This window comes from Paenibacillus tianjinensis (assembly GCF_017086365.1).
Lineage (GTDB): Bacteria > Bacillota > Bacilli > Paenibacillales > Paenibacillaceae > Paenibacillus_AQ > Paenibacillus_AQ tianjinensis.
Genome location: NZ_CP070969.1, coordinates 5,871,337 through 5,889,975, shown reverse-complemented (window position 1 = coordinate 5,889,975; position 18,639 = coordinate 5,871,337). Strand labels below are relative to the sequence as shown.

The 18,639-nt window shown below is 54.9% G+C and carries 16 protein-coding genes; 10 read left to right on the top strand and 6 right to left on the bottom strand.

The genetic code is table 11. The annotated features are described in order from the left end of the window. Positions 1-142 precede the first annotated feature (142 nt). The 4 genes from JRJ22_RS27350 to JRJ22_RS27335 all read left to right on the top strand — a co-directional run bounded on the left by JRJ22_RS27350 (position 143) and on the right by JRJ22_RS27335 (position 4,822). On the top strand, positions 143-2,245 hold the full coding sequence (locus JRJ22_RS27350; RefSeq protein WP_206102331.1) for a molybdopterin-containing oxidoreductase family protein: 2,103 nt from the start codon (positions 143-145) through the stop codon (positions 2,243-2,245). Between the two features lie 134 nt (positions 2,246-2,379). After that, complete coding sequence (locus JRJ22_RS27345; protein WP_206102330.1) at positions 2,380-3,597, top strand: MFS transporter; 1,218 nt, start codon at positions 2,380-2,382, stop codon at positions 3,595-3,597. 75 nt (positions 3,598-3,672) lie between these two features. Further along, positions 3,673-4,203 carry a GNAT family N-acetyltransferase gene (locus JRJ22_RS27340; RefSeq protein WP_206102329.1) on the top strand — a complete coding sequence of 177 codons (531 nt, stop codon included), beginning with the start codon at positions 3,673-3,675 and terminating at the stop codon, positions 4,201-4,203. Then, positions 4,169-4,822 (top strand): MOSC domain-containing protein, encoded by a 654-nt coding sequence (locus JRJ22_RS27335; RefSeq protein WP_408637913.1) that lies wholly within the window; start codon positions 4,169-4,171, stop codon positions 4,820-4,822. Before JRJ22_RS27340 ends, JRJ22_RS27335 begins: the two co-directional genes overlap by 35 nt. 151 nt (positions 4,823-4,973) lie before the next feature. Here the strand turns inward: JRJ22_RS27335 and JRJ22_RS27330 are convergent, their stop codons facing one another. Then, complete coding sequence (locus JRJ22_RS27330) at positions 4,974-5,522, bottom strand: GNAT family N-acetyltransferase (RefSeq protein WP_206102327.1); 549 nt, start codon at positions 5,520-5,522, stop codon at positions 4,974-4,976. A gap of 39 nt (positions 5,523-5,561) precedes the next feature. Next, on the bottom strand, positions 5,562-5,807 hold the full coding sequence (locus JRJ22_RS27325) for a DUF2164 domain-containing protein (RefSeq protein ID WP_206102326.1): 246 nt from the start codon (positions 5,805-5,807) through the stop codon (positions 5,562-5,564). 226 nt (positions 5,808-6,033) lie between these two features. Between JRJ22_RS27325 and JRJ22_RS27320 the strand changes: the two genes are divergently transcribed. Further along, the gene (locus JRJ22_RS27320) at positions 6,034-7,734 is read left to right on the top strand and encodes a glutamine--tRNA ligase/YqeY domain fusion protein (RefSeq protein WP_206102325.1); all 1,701 of its coding nucleotides are present in this window, start codon (positions 6,034-6,036) and stop codon (positions 7,732-7,734) included. A 496-nt stretch (positions 7,735-8,230) separates the two neighbouring features. On the opposite strand, the gene JRJ22_RS27315 is transcribed toward JRJ22_RS27320, so the two are convergent. Both JRJ22_RS27315 and JRJ22_RS27310 read right to left on the bottom strand, forming a co-directional pair. Further along, entirely contained in the window at positions 8,231-8,911 is a 681-nt protein-coding gene (locus JRJ22_RS27315) for a DeoR/GlpR family DNA-binding transcription regulator (protein WP_206102324.1), read from the bottom strand. A gap of 173 nt (positions 8,912-9,084) precedes the next feature. Beyond that, entirely contained in the window at positions 9,085-10,308 is a 1,224-nt protein-coding gene (locus tag JRJ22_RS27310) for an MFS transporter (protein ID WP_206102323.1), read from the bottom strand. Positions 10,309-10,543: 235 nt separating this feature from the next. Between JRJ22_RS27310 and mobA the strand changes: the two genes are divergently transcribed. The 4 genes from mobA to JRJ22_RS27290 all read left to right on the top strand — a co-directional run bounded on the left by mobA (position 10,544) and on the right by JRJ22_RS27290 (position 14,849). Further along, positions 10,544-11,194, top strand: coding sequence for a molybdenum cofactor guanylyltransferase (gene mobA, locus JRJ22_RS27305; RefSeq protein WP_206102322.1), 651 nt, complete (start codon positions 10,544-10,546; stop codon positions 11,192-11,194). A 114-nt stretch (positions 11,195-11,308) separates the two neighbouring features. Further along, positions 11,309-13,177 carry an ABC transporter ATP-binding protein gene (locus tag JRJ22_RS27300; protein ID WP_206102321.1) on the top strand — a complete coding sequence of 623 codons (1,869 nt, stop codon included), beginning with the start codon at positions 11,309-11,311 and terminating at the stop codon, positions 13,175-13,177. Beyond that, a complete protein-coding gene (locus JRJ22_RS27295) occupies positions 13,107-13,784 on the top strand; it encodes a response regulator transcription factor (RefSeq protein WP_206102320.1) in 678 nt (225 codons plus the stop codon). Before JRJ22_RS27300 ends, JRJ22_RS27295 begins: the two co-directional genes overlap by 71 nt. Next, positions 13,785-14,849 carry a sensor histidine kinase gene (locus JRJ22_RS27290; protein ID WP_232380971.1) on the top strand — a complete coding sequence of 355 codons (1,065 nt, stop codon included), beginning with the start codon at positions 13,785-13,787 and terminating at the stop codon, positions 14,847-14,849. Between the two features lie 52 nt (positions 14,850-14,901). On the opposite strand, the gene JRJ22_RS27285 is transcribed toward JRJ22_RS27290, so the two are convergent. Continuing rightward, entirely contained in the window at positions 14,902-16,413 is a 1,512-nt protein-coding gene (locus JRJ22_RS27285; protein ID WP_332461354.1) for an aminotransferase-like domain-containing protein, read from the bottom strand. Between the two features lie 254 nt (positions 16,414-16,667). Here JRJ22_RS27285 and JRJ22_RS27280 point away from each other — a divergent pair, with 254 nt between their 5' ends. Then, a complete protein-coding gene (locus JRJ22_RS27280) occupies positions 16,668-17,249 on the top strand; it encodes a LysE/ArgO family amino acid transporter (RefSeq protein ID WP_332461353.1) in 582 nt (193 codons plus the stop codon). Positions 17,250-17,343: 94 nt separating this feature from the next. On the opposite strand, the gene moaA is transcribed toward JRJ22_RS27280, so the two are convergent. Then, positions 17,344-18,345 (bottom strand): GTP 3',8-cyclase MoaA, encoded by a 1,002-nt coding sequence (moaA, locus tag JRJ22_RS27275; RefSeq protein ID WP_054942318.1) that lies wholly within the window; start codon positions 18,343-18,345, stop codon positions 17,344-17,346. Positions 18,346-18,639: the final 294 nt, after the last annotated feature.

The window sequence follows — 18,639 nt, the reverse complement described above, 5'->3', positions numbered from 1 at the left end:
TACCCGGGGATTCTTAGAACGAAACAGGGCGTTTACAGCTATTTTCTTTACGCCCGGAAGAGCTGGGCTTACAATGAAAAGATAAGCTATATTATGAACTCAAGAGATCATCATACCCAATACAAAAGGGAGGACTATTGCCTTGAAGCATAGCAAGGACGGCATATTTCCGGCGGTATGTCCACTGGATTGCCCAGACACCTGCGGACTGCTGGTGCATAAACAGGATGGAAAAATTGTAAAAGTAGAAGGTAATTCCGAGCATCCGGTGACCCGGGGAGCCATCTGCAATAAGGTGCGGAACATGGCGGAGCGCGTACACCATCCCGAGCGTCTGATGCATCCCCTCCGCCGCACCGGCCCAAAGGGCAGCGGAGCTTTCGAGCAGATCAGCTGGGATGAAGCGATTACGGAAATTGCCGGGCGCTTCAAGCAGCTGTCACAGGAATACGGGCCGGAGAGCATCCTCCCGTACTATTTCTACGGCAATATGGGCGTGCTCAGCGTGGGCGGCATGGACCGGCGCTTCTTTAACAGGCTGGGCGCAAGCCGGCTGGATGCCAAAATCTGCAGCGCGGCCGGCACGGCCGGCTGGGTGTACACTATGGGAATGGACGGGGGAGCCAGCCCGGAGGATACGGTAAATGCCGATCTGATTATCGTCTGGGGCGGCAATATTGTGAGTACCAACATGCATCAGGTCGTATTCGCGGAGCAGGCGCGTAAGCGCGGCGCGAAGGTAGTAGTCATTGATGTGCACCGCAACCGGACAGCCCAGTGGGGGGACTGGTTCCTGCCGCTCTACCCCGGTACAGATACCGCACTGGCGCTTGGACTGATGCATATTCTGTTCCGGGACGGGCTGACAGACGATGCCTTTCTTGAAAAGTACACAGTAGGACATAAGGAACTGCGTGAACAGGCGCTGGGCTACCCACCAGAGCTGGTGTCGCAGATTACCGGCGTGGCTGTGCAGGATATCGAACAGCTTGCCAAGATGTATGGCGAAGCGCAGGTTCCGTATATCCATATCGGCAACGGTCTGCAGCATCACGACAATGGCGGGATGAATGTCCGCAGCATCGCCTGTCTGCCGGCGCTGGTCGGCGCGTGGCTGAAGCCGGGCGGAGGGGCGGTCAAGTCCAACGGCGCCTATTCCTCGACCAACGCCCGGGCGCTGGCCCGTCCCGATTTGCGGAGCAATCCGCGGGGACGCAGCATAAATATGAACCGGATCGGCGAGGCGCTGGAGCTGAAAGAGCAGCCGATTATGAGCCTGTTCGTCTACTGCAGCAATCCGCTTGTGGTTGCCCCTAATGCCGATAAGGTTAAGGCAGGCTTTGCCCGTGAGGATCTGTTCACGGTTGTGCATGATCTGTTTATGACCGACACGGCGCTGTATGCCGATATTGTGCTGCCGGCCACCTCGACTTTTGAGAATACGGATTTATTCGGCTCTTACTGGCATCATTATATGCAGCTCCAGGAGCCTGTTCTAGAGAAGCAGGGCGAGTGCAAAAGCAATGTGGAGCTTTTTTCGCTGCTGGGGAAGGCCATGGGCTTTGAACCGGAAATCTTCGGCCAGTCCGAGCTTGAGATGATCCGTGAGACGCTTGACCATCCCAGCAATCCGTATATGAACGGGGTCACGCTGGAACGGCTGATGGCGGAACGGTTCGTCAAGCTGGACATGAAGCCTAAAGCGCATTATCTGGAGAACCTGCCTACCCCTTCGGGCAAAATCGAGCTTTATTCCCAAGCGATGGAGCAGGCCGGCCTGCCTCCACTGCCTCAGTATACTCCGCTGAAGGAAGGGTATGACGGGATGCGGCGTCCGGAGCAGGGAGCAGCGTATCCGCTGATGTTCATTTCCCCGCCGAACCATAATTTCTTGAATTCGACGTTCGGTAATGTGGACAAGCATAAGAAGATGGAGAAAAAACCGGCACTGCAGATTCATCCGGAGGATGCGGCGGCACGGGATATTGCAGACGGTGATGATATTACCGTGTATAACGGCAGAGGTATCGTAGAACTCACGGCTATGGTTACAGAGAAAATGCTGCCGGGTACAGTGATCAGCCAGGGGCTGTGGTGGGAAGGCGAAGGAACAAGGCAGCGTGTGAATGTGTTAACGCCGGACCGGCTGAGCGACATGGACGGTGGGGCGACCTTTTTCTCGTCCACTGTTGAAGTCAAGAAGCGGGAGCAGGCCTTGGTTTCACCCGGTTCTATGCAGCTTTAGATTAAGAAACATCAAACGTTCTGTGTTCGAGTGACGCGTCATAACGTCAATGCATAAGCTTGCCCTTCACCCTGTTTTGGGCGGATACTGGATGGAATTAAGACATATATGTAACAGGGGATGAAAGACAAGTCATGAAGTTTCTGCAAGACTATCCGAAGGAAGTCAAAGTATTTTTGATCGCAAGTCTCGTCAATGCGACCGGCAGTGCACTCATGTGGCCGCTTGTAACGATGTATGTATTCGATGAGCTGGGACGCAGCATGAAGGATGCTGCACTCGTTATTGTTATTCAATCGCTTGGGGGAATATTCGGACAATTGCTGGGCGGCTCGCTCTATCATAAGGTCGGTGTGAAACAGCTGATTGTCGGCGGTCTGGCCATGAATGCCCTCGCTTTGTTCGCCCTGCCTGCGGCAAGCGGAAACTGGCACATATTCATGGTGGTTATGGGTCTCGTGGGGCTGTTTAACTCCATGTCGCAGCCTGCGATTCAGGCCTTTGTCGGCTTCCGCTTTGCAGAGCGGCGCGGGGAGCTCTTCAATGTAATCTATGTTGCGAATAATATCGGGGTGGCGCTGGGCACCGGGCTCAGCGGGGTGCTGGCTGATCTTTCCTATAAGCTGAGCTTTGTGATGAACGGGCTAACCTCGGCTATATTCGCTGTGTTTTTCCTGGTCTATCTGCGAAAAATCGGCAATGCTCCGGCTCATAATGAACTGCAGCAGAGGTCCCGCCACCGGGACCAGTCAGGCTGGAAGCTGATGGGGAACACCCGGATCTATTTGTATATGGCGCTTGGCTCCATGTTCCTCCTGCTTGGCAACTCGGTCTGGAATACAGGCGTATCGCCATTTATTATTTCGGAGGGCTGGTCCAAAAGCCTGTACAGCTTTCTGTGGACGCTCAACGGTATCCTGATCTTTGCCGCCCAGCCGCTGGTCAGCCTCATCAAACGCTGGTTTGCCGGAACCTCAACCGCCCAGATGACGGCAAGTGCCGTATTCTATTTGAGCGGATACGCAGTTATTCTGTTAATGCCTAGCTATCCCGGCATGGTGCTGGCGATGTTGCTGGCAACGCTGGGCGAGATGCTGATTTCACCGGCAACCCCGGCCTTTATCTCGGATTATGCCGGCCGGAATGCCCCATTCTATTTGGGCCTCAGCGGAGGAATCGGTGCTGCCGGCAGAGTTATCGGGCCGTATCTAATGGGCAGCCTGTATGATACCGGCGGGCTTGCGCCCACCGCATGGCTCGCCTGCGGAATGGCAGTATTGGCGGTAGGCTTCTTTATCGTCCATGCATATGTCAACCGTTCAGCCCGTACACTGGAACAAAATACGGTATAATGGATGCAAATGGAATGAACTTGCAGGATAAGAACCTAGAGATTTTTTAAAGGTAAGGCAAGGGGTGGAAGAGCTATGCAACAAGTTAATGGGGGCCAGCTTACGATCCGGCCCTCCGAAATCAAGGATGCCCGGGAGCTGATCGTGCTGGACAACATGATCTGGACGGAGGATACGACACCGGGCCCTTTGATGTGGCGTTCGCGTGAGGATTATCTGCTGCATGCGCCTCCAGGCTCCCAGCTGGTCGCCCTGCAGGAAGGGGTGCTATGCGGATATGTCGGCTTTGGCTGCCCGAGCGGCATGGAGAGCAACCGGCATGTGTGTGAGGTAAATATCGCCGTGCATCCGCGGTTTCAGCGGCAGGGCATTGGCGGTATGCTAATTGAAGCGATCAAACGGCATGCGGCAGCGCACGGAATCCGCAAGCTCCGTCTGCGGGTACTGTCGAGTAATGAGCCGGCCTTAGCCTTTTACCGCAAATGCGGGTTTCACGAGGAGGGCCGGCTGAAGGATGAGTTCTATCTCAGCGGACATTATGTGGATGAAGTCTTTATGTGCTGTATGCTGACTGGAGGGAATAAGGATGGAAGTCATTTCGCTTAATGTGGGTAAGCCGGTAAAGGTAGATTACCGCGGCAAGCCGCTGGAAACAGGAATTTACAAGCTGCCCGCGATGGGGCCGGTTCGTCTGCATACCGGAGGGTTCGATGGGGATGGACAGGCAGATCTGGTCAACCACGGCGGTCCGGACAAAGCGGTTTGTGTGTATCCGGTTGAGCATTATGCTTACTGGGAGGAGCAGCTTGGCAAGAAGCTGGAGAATTCCGCCTTCGGTGAGAATCTTACAGTCCGCGGACTGCTGGAGACTGAGGTCTGCATCGGGGATGTGTACGAGATCGGCTCCTGCCTGCTGCAGGTCAGCCAGCCCCGGTTCCCATGCTTCAAGCTCTCTCAGAAGCATGGTCCGGCCGATATGCCGGCCAAGGTGCTGGCTACAGGGTACAGCGGCTTCTATTTTCGGGTACTGCGTGAGGGCGTGATTGCAGCGGGTGACGCTGTTGTGAAAGTCGGGTCCGGTGAAGGAGTGTTCACGGTCCGGCGGGTGCTCCGGGCAATGGAAGTCGGCCGGAAGGACAAGACGGATCTTAGGGAGCTGTCGGCGCTGGAATCACTGACAGAAGGCATCCGTCATGATTTCCAGAATTGGATGGAGCGGGAGTAAGGTCGGTTAACCTGGACGGGAGACAACCGGCAAGACAGCACCTGCCGGAATTCTGCTTAGGGCAGCACAAATAGCCTGAAGTGACTTAGCTTCCAGGCTATTTGTGTGTGAATGCGGCAGAGTCCGCCGGAGGAAGTGTGCTTTCTCAGCCTTACCCGAGCAGCTTCCACTCGCTGCGCAGCAGGCCATATACGGCATGGTTCACATAGCCGCCCGGCAGCTTTTCCGACTGGCGCAGCACACCTTCGAACACAAAGCCGAGCCGCTCAGGGATCGCCCGGCTGGCTTTATTGCCGGTCGCACAGCGGATTTCGATCCGGTTCAGTTCCATTTCCAGCAGGGCGTAGTCTATGAAGACCCGGCAGGCGCTGGTCATGTAGCCATGGCCCTCGTAGCCTTCCCCCAGCCAGTAGCCGATGCCGACCGAACGGCTCTGCCAGTCGATCTGATGATAGCCGATAATGCCGGCCAGCTCATCCCGGACCCACAGTCCGGCAGTGAAGCCGCCATTTTCGCTGCCTTGCTTGGCGGCATTTTGAATAAATGATGCGATATGGGCTTGTTCGGTTACTCCGTCAACCCAAGGCAGCCATTGCCGCAGCCGCAGCCGTGAGCGTTCGACCAGGGCGAACATCTGGCGGGCATGCTCCGGCATCAGCAGCTTCAGCACAAGCTCATCATCTATCACATAATTAAACATGCGGCTGCCTCCTTGTACGGCACAAGGCCGGTATGGTGCTTAACGCTTTTTCCATTCGAGGGCGTAAATATCCTCCTCCAGTGACTGCATCCGCTGTACGGCCAGGGTGCGGCAGTCGCTGAGTGCGCCGTTATAGATGGCCGGTCCCAGCTCCTTCAGGAAGAATTCGAGCAGGTTATCCGCAGCGAGATGGCCGATCGTCTCGCCGCGTTCGGCTTCGAAGTAGGCACGGATATTTTCTGTAATTAGATCGCGCTGCTCTTTAGGCAGCTTAATTGGCTTCATTGCGATAAGTCCCCCTTTTTTTGAATATCAGAAAGTATAAATAAGCAGATAAATGACAAAGCTTTATAATTTCCATGCTACTCTATCGCCTTGAGGGAAGTCAAAGGGCTATCCGGGATGGCTTAATTCCCCATTTCATTGATCATTCTACGGTTAACGGGTATATTAATAGGAAACATGTTCATACAAGGAAGAAGAAATATTACAGAACGAGAGGTTGATAGCTGTGGAGAACCGTGGAACACCCTCCAATTTCATCAAGAATGTCATTACCGAAGATTTGAGCTCAGGTAAAGTAAAGGAAGTGGTCACCCGCTTTCCGCCGGAGCCGAACGGTTATTTACATATCGGACATGCCAAGGCGATCTGGATTAACTTTACACTGGCTGATGAATTCGGCGGCAAGACCAATTTGCGCTTCGACGACACGAACCCGCTGAAAGAGGATACGGAATATGTAAATTCTATTCAGGAGGACGTGAAGTGGCTCGGTTACGAATGGGATGAGCTGCGGTTTGCTTCTGATTATTTCGGGGAAATGTATGAGCGCGCCGAACTGCTGATCCGTAAGGGCAAAGCCTATGTGGATGACCTTTCGGCTGATCAAATCCGTGAGCTTCGCGGCACATTGACTGAGCCCGGCAAGAACAGCCCGTACCGTGAGCGTAGCAGCGAAGAGAGTCTGGATCTGTTCCGGCGCATGCGTGCAGGCGAGTTTAAGGACGGCGAGAAGGTGCTGCGTGCCAAGATTGACATGGCTTCCCCTAATATCAATCTGCGTGACCCGGTGATTTACCGGATTTCGCACTCCCACCACCATAATACAGGCGATACCTGGTGCATCTATCCAATGTATACCTTCGCACATCCGCTGGAGGATGCGATTGAAAGTGTGACCCACTCTCTGTGCTCCCTCGAGTTCGAGGATCAGCGCCCGTTCTATGACTGGGTTATTGCTGAATGTGAGATGCCGGCTGTGCCGCATCAATACGAATTCGGGCGCCTGAACCTCGCCCAGACGGTAACAAGCAAACGCAAGCTGAAGCTGCTCGTGGATGAAGGCCATGTGGACGGCTGGGATGATCCCCGCATGCCGACCATTTCCGGTCTGCGCCGCCGGGGATATACTCCGGAAGCCATCCGCAGCTTCGTGCATGAGACCGGTATTTCCAAAAGTCAGGGTCTTGTGGATCTGCAGATGCTGGAGCATTTCATCCGTGAGGATCTGAAGCTAACCGTGCCCCGGACGATGGCCGTGCTGCGGCCGCTGAAGGTGGTTATCACGAATTATCCGGAAGGCCAGACGGAATATTTTGAGATTGAGAATAATGTGGAGAATCCTGAAATGGGCAACCGCCAGATTCCATTCTCCCGGGAAATCTATATTGAGCGTGATGATTTCATGGAGATTCCGCCGAACAAATATTTCCGCTTGTTCCCTGGTAACGAAGTGCGCCTGAAGAATGCCTATTTCATCAAGTGCAATGAGTTCATTAAAGACGAGAACGGTGAAGTTGTGGAGCTGCACTGCACGTATGATCCGGAGACGCGGAGCGGCAGCGGATTTACCGGCCGAAAAGTCAAGGGTACCCTGCACTGGGTGGATGCCAGCCAGGCTGTTCCGGCGGAATTCCGCCTCTACGAGCCGCTAATTTCCGCTGAAGAAGCCGATGCAGAGGCCGAAGTTGAAGGTCTTGAGCCATCCGCAGACAAGCCGGAGCCGAGCTTCCTGGATCAGCTCAACCCGAAATCCATCGAGATCCTGCAGGGCTTCGTGGAACCTGGGCTGAAGGACAGCGTACCACAGGACAAGTTCCAATTCTTCCGCCACGGTTACTTCAACGTGGACAGCAAATATTCGACCCCTGGACATCCCGTGTTCAATCTGGTCGTTTCGTTGAAAAGCTCGTTCCAGCCCGCTAAATAAGGCTGAATAATTAATTAGAGGCTGTTTCCCCATTTATAAATGGTGGAGACAGCCTCTTTGTTTGTTCTCAGCATGTGTTCGGCCTCGAACTGTGGTGGAAGCGGCGGTAAGGGCAACTCATGCTGGGACCCAGTTCACTTTTCGCAAAATCAGAGGTATAAGTGCCTCTCATACGGCCACCTAGCCCATATTCCACGAAATCAGAGGTATAAGTGCCTCTCATGCCGCCACCCAGCTCACATTCCACGAAATCAGAGGTATAAGTACCTCCCATACCGCCACCTAGCCCACATTCCACGAAATCAGAGGTATAAGTGCCTCTTATACGGCCACCTAGCCCACTTTCCACGAAATCAGAGGTATTAGTGCCTCTCATGCCGCCACCCAGCTCACCTTCCGCGAAATCAGAGGTATAAGTGCCTCTCATGCCGCCACCCAGCTCACTTTCTGTAAATCAGAGGTATTAGTACCTCTCATACGGCCACTTAGCTACAAATTACCATATCTCATTATCCAATAATGAGTGAATATACTCATACCGGCATATCCTATTACTGCCCTCGGCTGGTACGGGTCTGAATTTCCCCTTTTCACACAGCTGCTTCATGAATTTCCTTATTGTACGCGGATTGACTCCAAGCTCCTTCACCAGATCAACAGGGCGGATCAGCCCGTTAGAGCGCGCCGCCATGCGCAGAATGTCCCTTTCCAGCCTTGTATACTGACTCCTCACACCATCCGCATTCTTCAGCAAATATGGAATCAGCAAAGATTTAAACAGGGATATCGTCAGCTCCGGTGTGGATTCCAGATCATCGTATGGCACCGAGACAACACGGTATCCGGCGATTTGCAGATAGGTTTCCCGATTTAACTCCTGCCGGTACCGGGTCCGGTCCGTATGCTGCACATGGGGCCCATAGCCTTTTATCTCGACGGCAAACTTCACTTGGCCCGGTTTCCACACCAAATCAACAAAATATGGCCGCCCCCGCCAATCCAAAACCTCATACTCCGGGTGCAGATCATCCAAATGACCAAAAATGGGCCACCATACCCGCTCCACAAACATTTTTTCACCATGACTATGCCCGCGCTCCAGCCGGTCCAGACGTTCTCCGGTTCTTATTTTTTTGTGGTATGCGAGCCACTTTTGATGTTCTTCTGCAAACCCCATCCTCATTAACCTCCTCTGTAAAAATACAAAACGTCCCGCACCCCATGAAGCGTGGAGTACGGGACGTTCTTCGTCCGTTTTTTTGATTATAGGTCTCAGCGTTTACCGGGTCAATGACATCCGGCCAGCTGTGCTGTGTTTTGTTTCGTCCTGTCCTGCACTGCACAATTGCTTCAATGCTCGAAATCCGATAACTCGTCCTCGTGCTCTGCCGGAGGCCGGTAGCCCCCGCGGCTGACGAACAGGCCCATTATGCCGAAGCCGAGGGTTCCGATGAAGGTAAGGAATACACCGGACTGATACATGCTCTGCGCCCCGAGGTTCTGGTACAGCCATCCACCCAGCACACCGCCAAGAATGCCTGAAATCCCGCTCCAGGTCAGGGTGTAAAGGGCCTGTCCGGAAGAACGGTAAGGCTTCGGGACAAGCAGCATCGTCAGCTGTGTGCCGACATAGAAGAATCCGCCGAAGGTAATGCAGTGCAGAATCTGGATCATGGCTACCTGAAGCGGCGTAGTCGACCCGGCCATCAGCCACCAGCGTACAAGGAACAAGGCGCTCACTGCGGCCAGTAAGCCGAGCAGCACAGAAATTTGGCGTTTCAGGAAACGGTCGCACAGTACGAGAACTCCTATTTCGAGAATGGCGGAGAGGAATACGGCGAGTCCGATCATGGTTTTGCTTCCGCCCAGCTCGGTGATGTACAGCGACACAAAGGTATTGTTCATCGTATTCGGGATGGACACCAGGATGCCGAAGAAGATAAAGCACAGAAAGAACGGATTATAAAAAATTTGCCGGAAGCCCTTGAACGGCAGCGGGGCAATCCCGATAGAGTGGTTCAGCTTCGGCAGCGTAACCAGTGCGAGCATCGCCAAACAGAGCAGTGCCGCGAACAGATAGGAGAGCACGGAAACACCTGCCCATTCGATAACCGGACCGGCCAGAATCGCGGTCAGCGCCCAGCCGAGCGATCCCCACAGCCGGAAGGAGCTGAAACGGTGATGGGTGCCTTCGATATAGCTGAGAATCATCGTGTTGCTCTGAGCGAACAGCGGGCCCTGAAAGAAGTAAAAGAAAAGAATGGAGATATAGATCATCTCATATGTATGCGCCTGAAACACAAGCTGCGATAAAACCAGCGTTCCTGTCAGCATGACGAGGACAATCCGCCGGATATTCTGATATTTGTCACTCCAAATGCCCCAGAACGGGTTGGCCACAATGGAAACCAGCGCGCCTACAGACATCAGGCTTCCGATCTCAACCTTGTTCATTCCGACATCCTGCAGGTAGAGCGGAAAGAAGCTGGTAAATAGCACAACAGTCCCGTACACAAAGAAGTTAAACCATTTCAGAGAGGTGAACGATTGCTGCTTATTAAAATTCTCCCGCAAATTTGGCACTCCTTTCCCGCCAGATGCCTTACATTTATTAGCAGCACCATAGAATAGGCCGCTTCTATCACTGTAACACTTGTTGAAAAGGGATACAAACCAAGATTTTGGACGAGGGCGGATAGACAACGATCTGTCTTCACACAGCAAAGTCTGATACGATAACCCTAAATGGGATTACTAAAGATAGGACCGTTTCAGAATATAAAAAATTCCAGCAGGAGGACAGGACAGGATGCCACAGTATACGGGAATTCTATTGACAGGGGGGGCCTCGAGGCGAATGGGCCGTGACAAAGCGCTGCTTGAGCTTGCCGGAAGACCCGTGATTGCCAGGCTGGCAGACGAGCTGTCAAGCCTGGCCGGCAGCACGGTCATTGCCTGCGGCCCACGGGAGCGGCGGGAGTACAGCTTCCTCGGGCTGCCGCAGATTGCCGACGAATATCAGGGCTGCGGCCCCCTGGCCGGACTGCATGCAGCACTTACCCATTCCCGGAATGAATGGAATCTGGTCGCCGCCTGTGATCTGCCGTTTGCTTCTGCGGAGTTCCTGCAGTATATACTCCGCTATCATGCACAGGCTTATCCGCAGGGCAGCGGAACATCGGGTCGCCATGGGGCAGATGCTGCAGTGGCTGTATCCTGCCAAGGCCGGGTACAGCCCCTGCTTGGGCTGTATCATAAGAGGGTGCTTCCGGCACTCGAAGCCGCGCTTAGCGCCGGGAATTTCAAGGTGACGGATTTTCTTGAAAAGCTGGATGTTCTCTATGTGCCGGAAACCGGCTTTTCGTCAGCCCCGCTGACTCCTTCCCCTTTGTACAACATGAACACACCGGAGGATTATGCCGCTGCCGTGCTGCTGGCACATCGTCCCGCAAACGGGTAGTATTTTCGGATATCCGTTTAACTTCAGTTTAAATTGCAAGCCTATTATAGTGGCCAGGCGGAGAAGCATGAATATGGCTCCCAAAGATTAATCCGCCAGAAAAGAGGAATTCCGATGGACAACACTAAATCCCCGCAGAAACGGCAGGGTGCGGCGATGAAGCCGTTCCTGAAGCTGCTGCATCAGACGAAACCTTCCTACGGCTTGCTCACGCTCGCTGTGCTGCTCAGTATGATCTCAACCCTGGTTGGTCTTGTTATCCCTATGTTCACTAAGAATCTGGTTGACGGCTTCTCCCTTTCTTCGATCAGCAAGCTGCAGATTGCCGGAATCGCCGGAGCCTTTATCGCCCAGACGATTGCCGGGGGTGTTTCGATCTATTTGCTGAACTATGTGGGGCAGAAGACCGTAGCTGCGCTGCGCGACAGGCTGTGGAGCAAGTTCCTCGTCCTGCCGGTGTCCTATTTCAACGATAATCGCACAGGCGAAAGCGTCAGCCGGATGACGAATGATACCGGGATTCTCAAAACACTTATCTCTGAGCATCTGGCCAGCCTGTTCACCGGCGTCATTTCGATTGTCGGCTCGATTTCCGTGCTGCTGTACCTGAATTGGAAAATGACGCTGGTGCTGTTTACGGTGCTCCCGTTATCCGCACTCATTCTTGTCCCGCTGGGCCGGCAGATGTACAAAATTTCCAAAGGAACGCAGGACGAAACGGCCTCTTTTACCGCTACGCTTAGCGGGGTACTCTCGGAAATCCGGCTGGTGAAATCCTCCGGGGCGGAACAGCGGGAATATGAGGCCGGACGGACCGGAATTATGAATTTGCTCTCTTTTGGCATCCGGGAGGGGAAAATCAGCGCGATGATCAGTCCGCTCGTCTCCTTCGTGTTCATGATGCTGCTGGTGGTGATTATCGGCTACGGGGGGATGCAGGTATCTTCGGGCGCTTTAACTGCAGGGGAACTGGTTGCTTTTATCCTGTATCTGATCCAGATTGTAATGCCGCTAACCCAGCTGACCCAGTTCTTTACCCAAATCCAGAAGGCCAAAGGCGCTTCGGAACGGATTATTGAAACGCTGGCGGCGGAAGAGGAGGTATACGAAGGGGCAGAGGAAGCTGCTCAAGTGGATGCTCCTATCGTAATAGAAGACTTGAGCTTTGGATATAAGACGGGAGAGCAGGTGCTGAATAAGGTCAGCTTCACGATGCAGCCCGGCCAGGTAACAGCGATTGTCGGCCCGAGCGGCGGCGGGAAAACCACTTTATTTTCACTGCTGGAGCGGTTCTATCAACCGGAGCATGGTGGTATTAAACTGGGCGGTAAGCCTGTATCCACGTTCTCACTGCGCTCCTGGCGGAGGCTGATCGGGTACGTCTCCCAGGAAAGCCCGCTGCTCGCCGGCACGATTGCCGATAATCTAGGCTACGGGCTGGACCGGGAGGTTAGTGAGACGGAAATGCGCCGCGCGGCGGTGATGGCTTATGCCGACAAGTTCATTGAGGAGCTGCCGGACGGATACCAGACCGATGTCGGCGAACGCGGCGTGAAGCTGTCCGGGGGTCAACGCCAGCGGATTGCCATTGCACGGGCGCTGCTGCGCGATCCGCAGATTCTGATGCTGGATGAGGCGACCTCTAGTCTGGACAGCCAGTCCGAGGCAGTGGTACAGAAGGCCCTATCGAATCTGATGAAAGGCCGGACGACGATTGTCATTGCCCACCGGCTGGCAACAGTTGTGAACGCGGATCAGATTGTTTTTATGGAAAAAGGCCGGATTACCGGCAGAGGCACTCATGAAGAACTGCTGCGCAGTCATGAGCTGTACCGTGAATTCGCGGCGCAGCAGCTGCAAATGAACACACCGGAGCCGGAGAACGGCCAGGCAGAGGAGGGATCAGCTGATCATGCCCAAAATACTGGTGGTAGACGACGATCCGCATATCCGCGAATTGGTGGAAGTCTTTCTGAGAGCTGAGGGAATGGGCGACGTATACAGTGCTTCTGATGGTGTGGAGGCTATGAGGCTGCTAGAGGACAAGAGTGCAGACCTGGCCATTATTGATGTAATGATGCCGAGGATGGACGGCTGGGAGCTGTGCCGCGAGCTGCGCAGACGCTATGATTTTCCGATTCTGATGCTGACGGCCAAAGGGGAGACCTCGCAGATCGTCAGAGGCTTTGAGCTGGGCACGGATGATTATCTGGTTAAGCCGTTTGAGCCGCTGGTGCTGATTGCCAGAGTAAGGGCGCTGCTGAAGCGGTATCAGATTTCCGCGGCACAGAGCGTCATGGTCGGGCGCTTACGGATGAACCGCAAAACCTATGAGGTGTCTTCGGAGTTAGGCGAACTCACCCTGCCGCTTAAGGAATTCGAACTGCTGTTTAAATTGGCCAGCTATCCCGGCCAGACGCTGACACGCGACCGGCTGATCGAAGAAATCTGGGGCTATGATTTTGAGGGTAATGAACGGACGCTGGATGTGCATGTGGGGCGGCTGCGCGAGCGGTTCCCCCGGGAAACCTGCGGATTCACCATCCGCACGCTCCGCGGGCTGGGCTACCGCCTGGAGGTGGATAAATAGATGAGGGAAAGCAGAGCCGGGGAGATTGTAAAAGCGGTTATGGGAATCCTCGTGATGCTCACAGGCTTCTATCTTTCCTGGAACGGCGGGTATTTCGGGGTGAAGCTGCTGGAGAAGCATTGGAACTGGTCCCTTACGCCCTATAAGTCCCAGCTGCTGACAATGGTGCTGCAGCTTCTCATTCTGTTCCTGCTGGCCGGAACCGCAGCGCTGGTCGGACGCCTGAGAGGGGACGAAAGAGCCTTTTATATCCCGATCATTACCGCGATGCGGCAAATCGCCAAGGGGAATTTCAAGGTGGAGCTGGAGAACAGCAAACGCTACGGGCAGTTCGGCAGCATCGTGGAGGGGATTAATGAGATGGCCAGCGAACTGAGCCGGATGGAGATCATGCGCCAGGATTTCATCTCCAATGTCTCGCATGAGATCCAGTCACCGCTAACCTCCATCCGGGGCTTCGCCCGCGCGCTCCAGAATGAGGGGCTGAGTGCAGAGAGCAGGCGGCATTATCTGGACATTATCGAAGCGGAGGCCAGCCGTCTGTCGGGACTCAGCGACAATCTGCTGAAGCTGTCTCTACTTGAGGCGGGCAGCTTTCCGTTCGAAGCCAAGCCCTACCGGCTGGATAAGCAGCTGCGTGAGATGATTCTCGCTTCCGAGCCGCAGTGGCTGGACAAGGATATCGAAGTGGAGGCTGAGCTTGAGGAGACGGCGGTCTATGCCGTTCAGGATCTCATGAGCCAGGTGTGGACCAATCTGCTGCATAACAGCATCAAATTCACTCCGCAGGGCGGACAGATTGCTGTCCGGCTCCAGACGCTGGAGCAAGGGGTCGAGGTGGAGATCCGGGACAGCGGAATCGGCATCACCGAGGAGGAGCTGCCGCGGATTTTTGAGCGTTTCTATAAAGTAGATAAAGCCAGGAGCGCAAGCGGAGGCGGAAGCGGGCTGGGACTGTCACTGGTGAAGAAAATTGTCGATCTCCACGAAGGCAGCATAAGCGTAACAAGCCGCCCCGGTGAGGGGACGGCTTTTGTAGTCCGGCTGCCGCAGCAGCTTAAATAGTACGTCACAAGACATCGAACGACCCATAGGGTGCATTGCCAACCTATGAGTGTCAGTTGATGTTTTGTTTGATAATGCCAGCTAAAGCAGGTAAGCCGCGGCTTAGCTCTTCAGGCGATGCATAGGCGTAAGACAGCCGGAGATGCCGGCTGTCCCCGCGGTCGTATAAATCCCCGGTATTCAGCAGCAGTCCGGCCTGAAGCGCTGCGGTAAAGAGCCGGCGAAGCGGCACCGGCTTATGCAGCGAGAGCCAGATATAGAAGCCTCCGGCCGGAATGCTCCATGTGGCCAGCTCTGTGAAATGGGCCTGCAGCAGCTGCCGCATGAATTCACGCCGCTCGCGCAGCTTACCGCGCAGCACCGTCAGATGCTCCTCGTGATAGCCCCCGTCCAGCCACCGCGCTGCGGCGAGCTGAGACAGGGAGCTGGCACCGTAGTCGGTCTGCATCTTAATGTCGGCGAGCCGGCGGATGACCGGCTCAGGGCCGACGATCCAGCCGATGCGCAGGCCCGGACTGGCTGCTTTGGAGAGTGTGCCCAGATGCAGCACTCTTCCTGCACGGTCGAGTGCCTTCAGCGGCGGTGGCGGCGGGGAATCAAGCCACAGCTCCTGATAAGCTCCGTCTTCGAGAATGGGCAGACCAAGCTCGCCTGTTATCTCCATGACCGCCTGCCGCCGCTCGCGATCCATGACAATCCCCGTAGGATTATGAAAGCTTGGAATGGTATAGAGCATTGCCGCCTTAGTACGCAAGGCTTCCGCAGCTATGCGCCCGGTAAGCAAACCACCCTGATCCATAGGCAGGCCGCTGAATTTCACGCCTGCAGACTGAAAGGCATGAATGGAATACAAGTAGGACGGCTTCTCCAGCAGGATGGTTGAGCCGCGGGGCAGCAGGCCCAGCGCGATCAGCTGCAGGCCCTGGAGCGCGCCGGAGGTAATCAGAATGGAGGCGGGGTCTGCCGCAATTCCGCTTTTGAGCAGCTGGCGGCTTACGGCGCGGCGGAGGGAGGGGCTGCCTAGCGGCTCCTCATAGGACAGCGGCGGCAGCGGCCGGGCGGCCAGCTCGGCCAGCACCCGGGTCATGGCTGCCCCGGGCAGCAGCCCGGGCGCAGGCTCACCGGTGCCGAGCCGGATCAGGCCCGGCTCATACTCCAGCCGGTTGATAGCCTGTACTGCAGGCAGATTAGGGTAGTGGGTGCCCTCCTCCAAGTAGTCATTCCAATTGCCGAAAGGCTTAGCGCCTTCAGCCTTCCCGTCAGCCTGCACAGCGGTGACCCGGGTTCCGCCGCCGCGTCTGCCTTCAATGAGCCCCCGCTCAGCCAGTACCCCCAGCGCAGTTACTAAAGTACTGCGGTTGACACCAAGCTGGCGGCAGAGCTCACGCTGCGGGGCCAGCCTCATGCCTGGAGGCCAGGCCCGGCTGCTGATTTTGGCCATGAGGAAGGCGGAAATTTGCCTGTGCAGCGGCAGGGGCGAAGCCGGATCGGGTGCCCACTCGCCCCCTGTATCCGCAAACGGAGAATATGAAGCTGGATAGTCTGACGGGTGCTCAGATTTCAACGGACAGGCTCCTTTTTTGCAAAATGAATAACGGGTTCACTACCGGACTCTTATAACCGGAGTATATCATGTATTGGAGGCTTTTCAGAGTTTGGTCGGGTGTGTCATTGGAGTTTGGATGGTTACCGGAATGTAAGCGCGGGTGTAAGATCAGTACTGCCGCGGAAGGCTGAAGCTGACCGTGCACTAGTTAAACACAGCGCAGATGGAAGGAAGCCGGAAGGATGACACATGCTATTTTACACGGAATAATCTTGGCCTTTGGACTGATTTTACCACTGGGTGTACAGAATATATTTGTCTTCAACCAGGGAGTATTGCATCCCCGGTTTCGCAGTGTTCTGCCAGTGGTTATAACCGCGGCTCTGTGTGATACGCTGCTCATCGGTGCTGCTGTCGGAGGGGTCTCACTGCTGCTTCTGACACTGGAATGGCTGGCACCTGTTGTTTATGGAGCGGGGGTTCTTTTCCTGATGTTCATGGGCTGGCAGATATGGTCGGCTGCTCCAGCTGCAGGGAACATGAAACAGCTCTCCCCTAAAGGGCAGATTGGCTATGCCTTGTCCGTATCTCTGTTGAACCCGCATGCCCTGCTGGACACAGTGGGTGTCATCGGTGCGGGCTCCCTCGGCTATGAAGGCGTGGAGCGCTGGGGGTTCGCTGCAGCAACCGCCGGAGTGTCATGGGTATGGTTCCTGGGCTTAGCGGCAGCGGGAAGGATGCTTGGACGGGCGGATACTTCAGGCAGACTGATCCGGCTGATGAATCAGGGGTCGGCCTTGCTAATTTGGGCCATTGCGATCTATATGAGTCTTCAGTTATGGAGAACATTGTAGGCGTGGATGCCACTGGAGCAATGAAATAACCATTCACAAATAGATCCCCTCCTGATGCAGGAGGGGGTCTATTTGTTCTGCGTATATACCAGCGCTATCCGCCGATCTGCGACATGCGCCGCGCGGTCGGGGTATGGCTTTGCGCCTTTTTCTCCAGCGCCAGCGCCATCTCGTGATTATGGGGCTTGTTGCCGAGCGCCTGGCGGAATAATGCCTGCACAGCGGCAGGATCCTGAACGAGTGGACGGACATTGTATTCATCCGCCCAGTACAAGCAGGCCTTGATATGGCCGTCAGCCGTCAGCCGCAGCCGGTTGCAGTTGTCGCAGAAATGCTCGCTGACCGGATGGATCAGCCCGAAGGTACCGCGTGCCCCGACGACACGCCGGTTCTGCGAAGGGCCGTTCCCGGAAGGCATATCTGCTTCCTCGGTCTCCCAGCCTGCAGCGGTGCATGCCTCAACGACCGTCTCCAGCGGCAGATAAGTCTGCCGCCAGGAGTCGCTTGCGCTGCCGATCGGCATGTACTCGATGAAGCGCACGTTCAGCGGGCTGTTCAGGGTGAGGGAGATGAAATCTTTGATTTCATCATCATTAATACCCTTCATCAGCACGACATTCAGCTTGATCGGAGAGAGTCCGGCAGCCTCGGCGGCCTCGATGCCCTTCAGCACCTTGGCGACATCGCCGCCGCGTGTAATCATCGAGAAGCGGTCCTGCTTCAGGGAGTCCAGGCTGATGTTCACCCGTGACAGACCTGCCTGCTTCAGGAGTAGGGCTTTGGCGGGAAGCATCAGGCCGTTGGTGGTCAGCGATATATCATCAATGCCCGGGATGGCGGCAATCATGGCTACAAGCTGCTCAAGATCCTTGCGGACCAGCGGTTCTCCGCCGGTGAGCCGCACCTTGCTCAGCCCGAGCGGCGCCAGCGCTTTCACCACAGCGGTAATTTCCTCATAACTCATAATCTCGTCCTGCGGCTGGAATTGCATTCCCTCCGCCGGCATACAATAAATGCAGCGCAGGTTGCAGCGGTCGGTAACCGAAATGCGGATATAGTCATGTAAACGTCCAAAAGGGTCCGTCAGCGGTTCCATAGGCCTCTCCCTTCAGTTGTTGCATTTTTATTTAAATTTTAAAGATTACTATGGCTTCCGTCAATCTAATAACCCATCTAAATAATAGGGGACAGAAACAGAAAGGCACAGTCTAATTTTGACAGAAGTACGACAATTTAAGTTTTTGGTCATAGAATGCTCACTGAAAGCGCTTAACATTTTCGATATAATAAAGGTGCCCAAGAAAAAGGGCTTGGCGATGATGTTGACCTTATGCGGAAAGAATACAGCTATGATACCGGAAGCGCGGCAGTTATTAAGCTCCTTAAAGGC

Coding starts and splice junctions, on each gene's coding strand:
- JRJ22_RS27330 (WP_206102327.1), bottom strand. CDS start 5,522: ATGTTTAATTATGTGATAGATGATGAGCTTGTGCTGAAGCTGCTGATG.
- JRJ22_RS27315 (WP_206102324.1), bottom strand. CDS start 8,911: ATGGGGTTTGCAGAAGAACATCAAAAGTGGCTCGCATACCACAAAAAA.
- JRJ22_RS27300 (WP_206102321.1), top strand. CDS start 11,309: ATGGACAACACTAAATCCCCGCAGAAACGGCAGGGTGCGGCGATGAAG.
- JRJ22_RS27345 (WP_206102330.1), top strand. CDS start 2,380: ATGAAGTTTCTGCAAGACTATCCGAAGGAAGTCAAAGTATTTTTGATC.
- mobA (WP_206102322.1), top strand. CDS start 10,544: ATGCCACAGTATACGGGAATTCTATTGACAGGGGGGGCCTCGAGGCGA.
- JRJ22_RS27340 (WP_206102329.1), top strand. CDS start 3,673: ATGCAACAAGTTAATGGGGGCCAGCTTACGATCCGGCCCTCCGAAATC.
- JRJ22_RS27325 (WP_206102326.1), bottom strand. CDS start 5,807: ATGAAGCCAATTAAGCTGCCTAAAGAGCAGCGCGATCTAATTACAGAA.
- JRJ22_RS27290 (WP_232380971.1), top strand. CDS start 13,785: ATGAGGGAAAGCAGAGCCGGGGAGATTGTAAAAGCGGTTATGGGAATC.
- JRJ22_RS27295 (WP_206102320.1), top strand. CDS start 13,107: ATGCCCAAAATACTGGTGGTAGACGACGATCCGCATATCCGCGAATTG.
- moaA (WP_054942318.1), bottom strand. CDS start 18,345: ATGGAACCGCTGACGGACCCTTTTGGACGTTTACATGACTATATCCGC.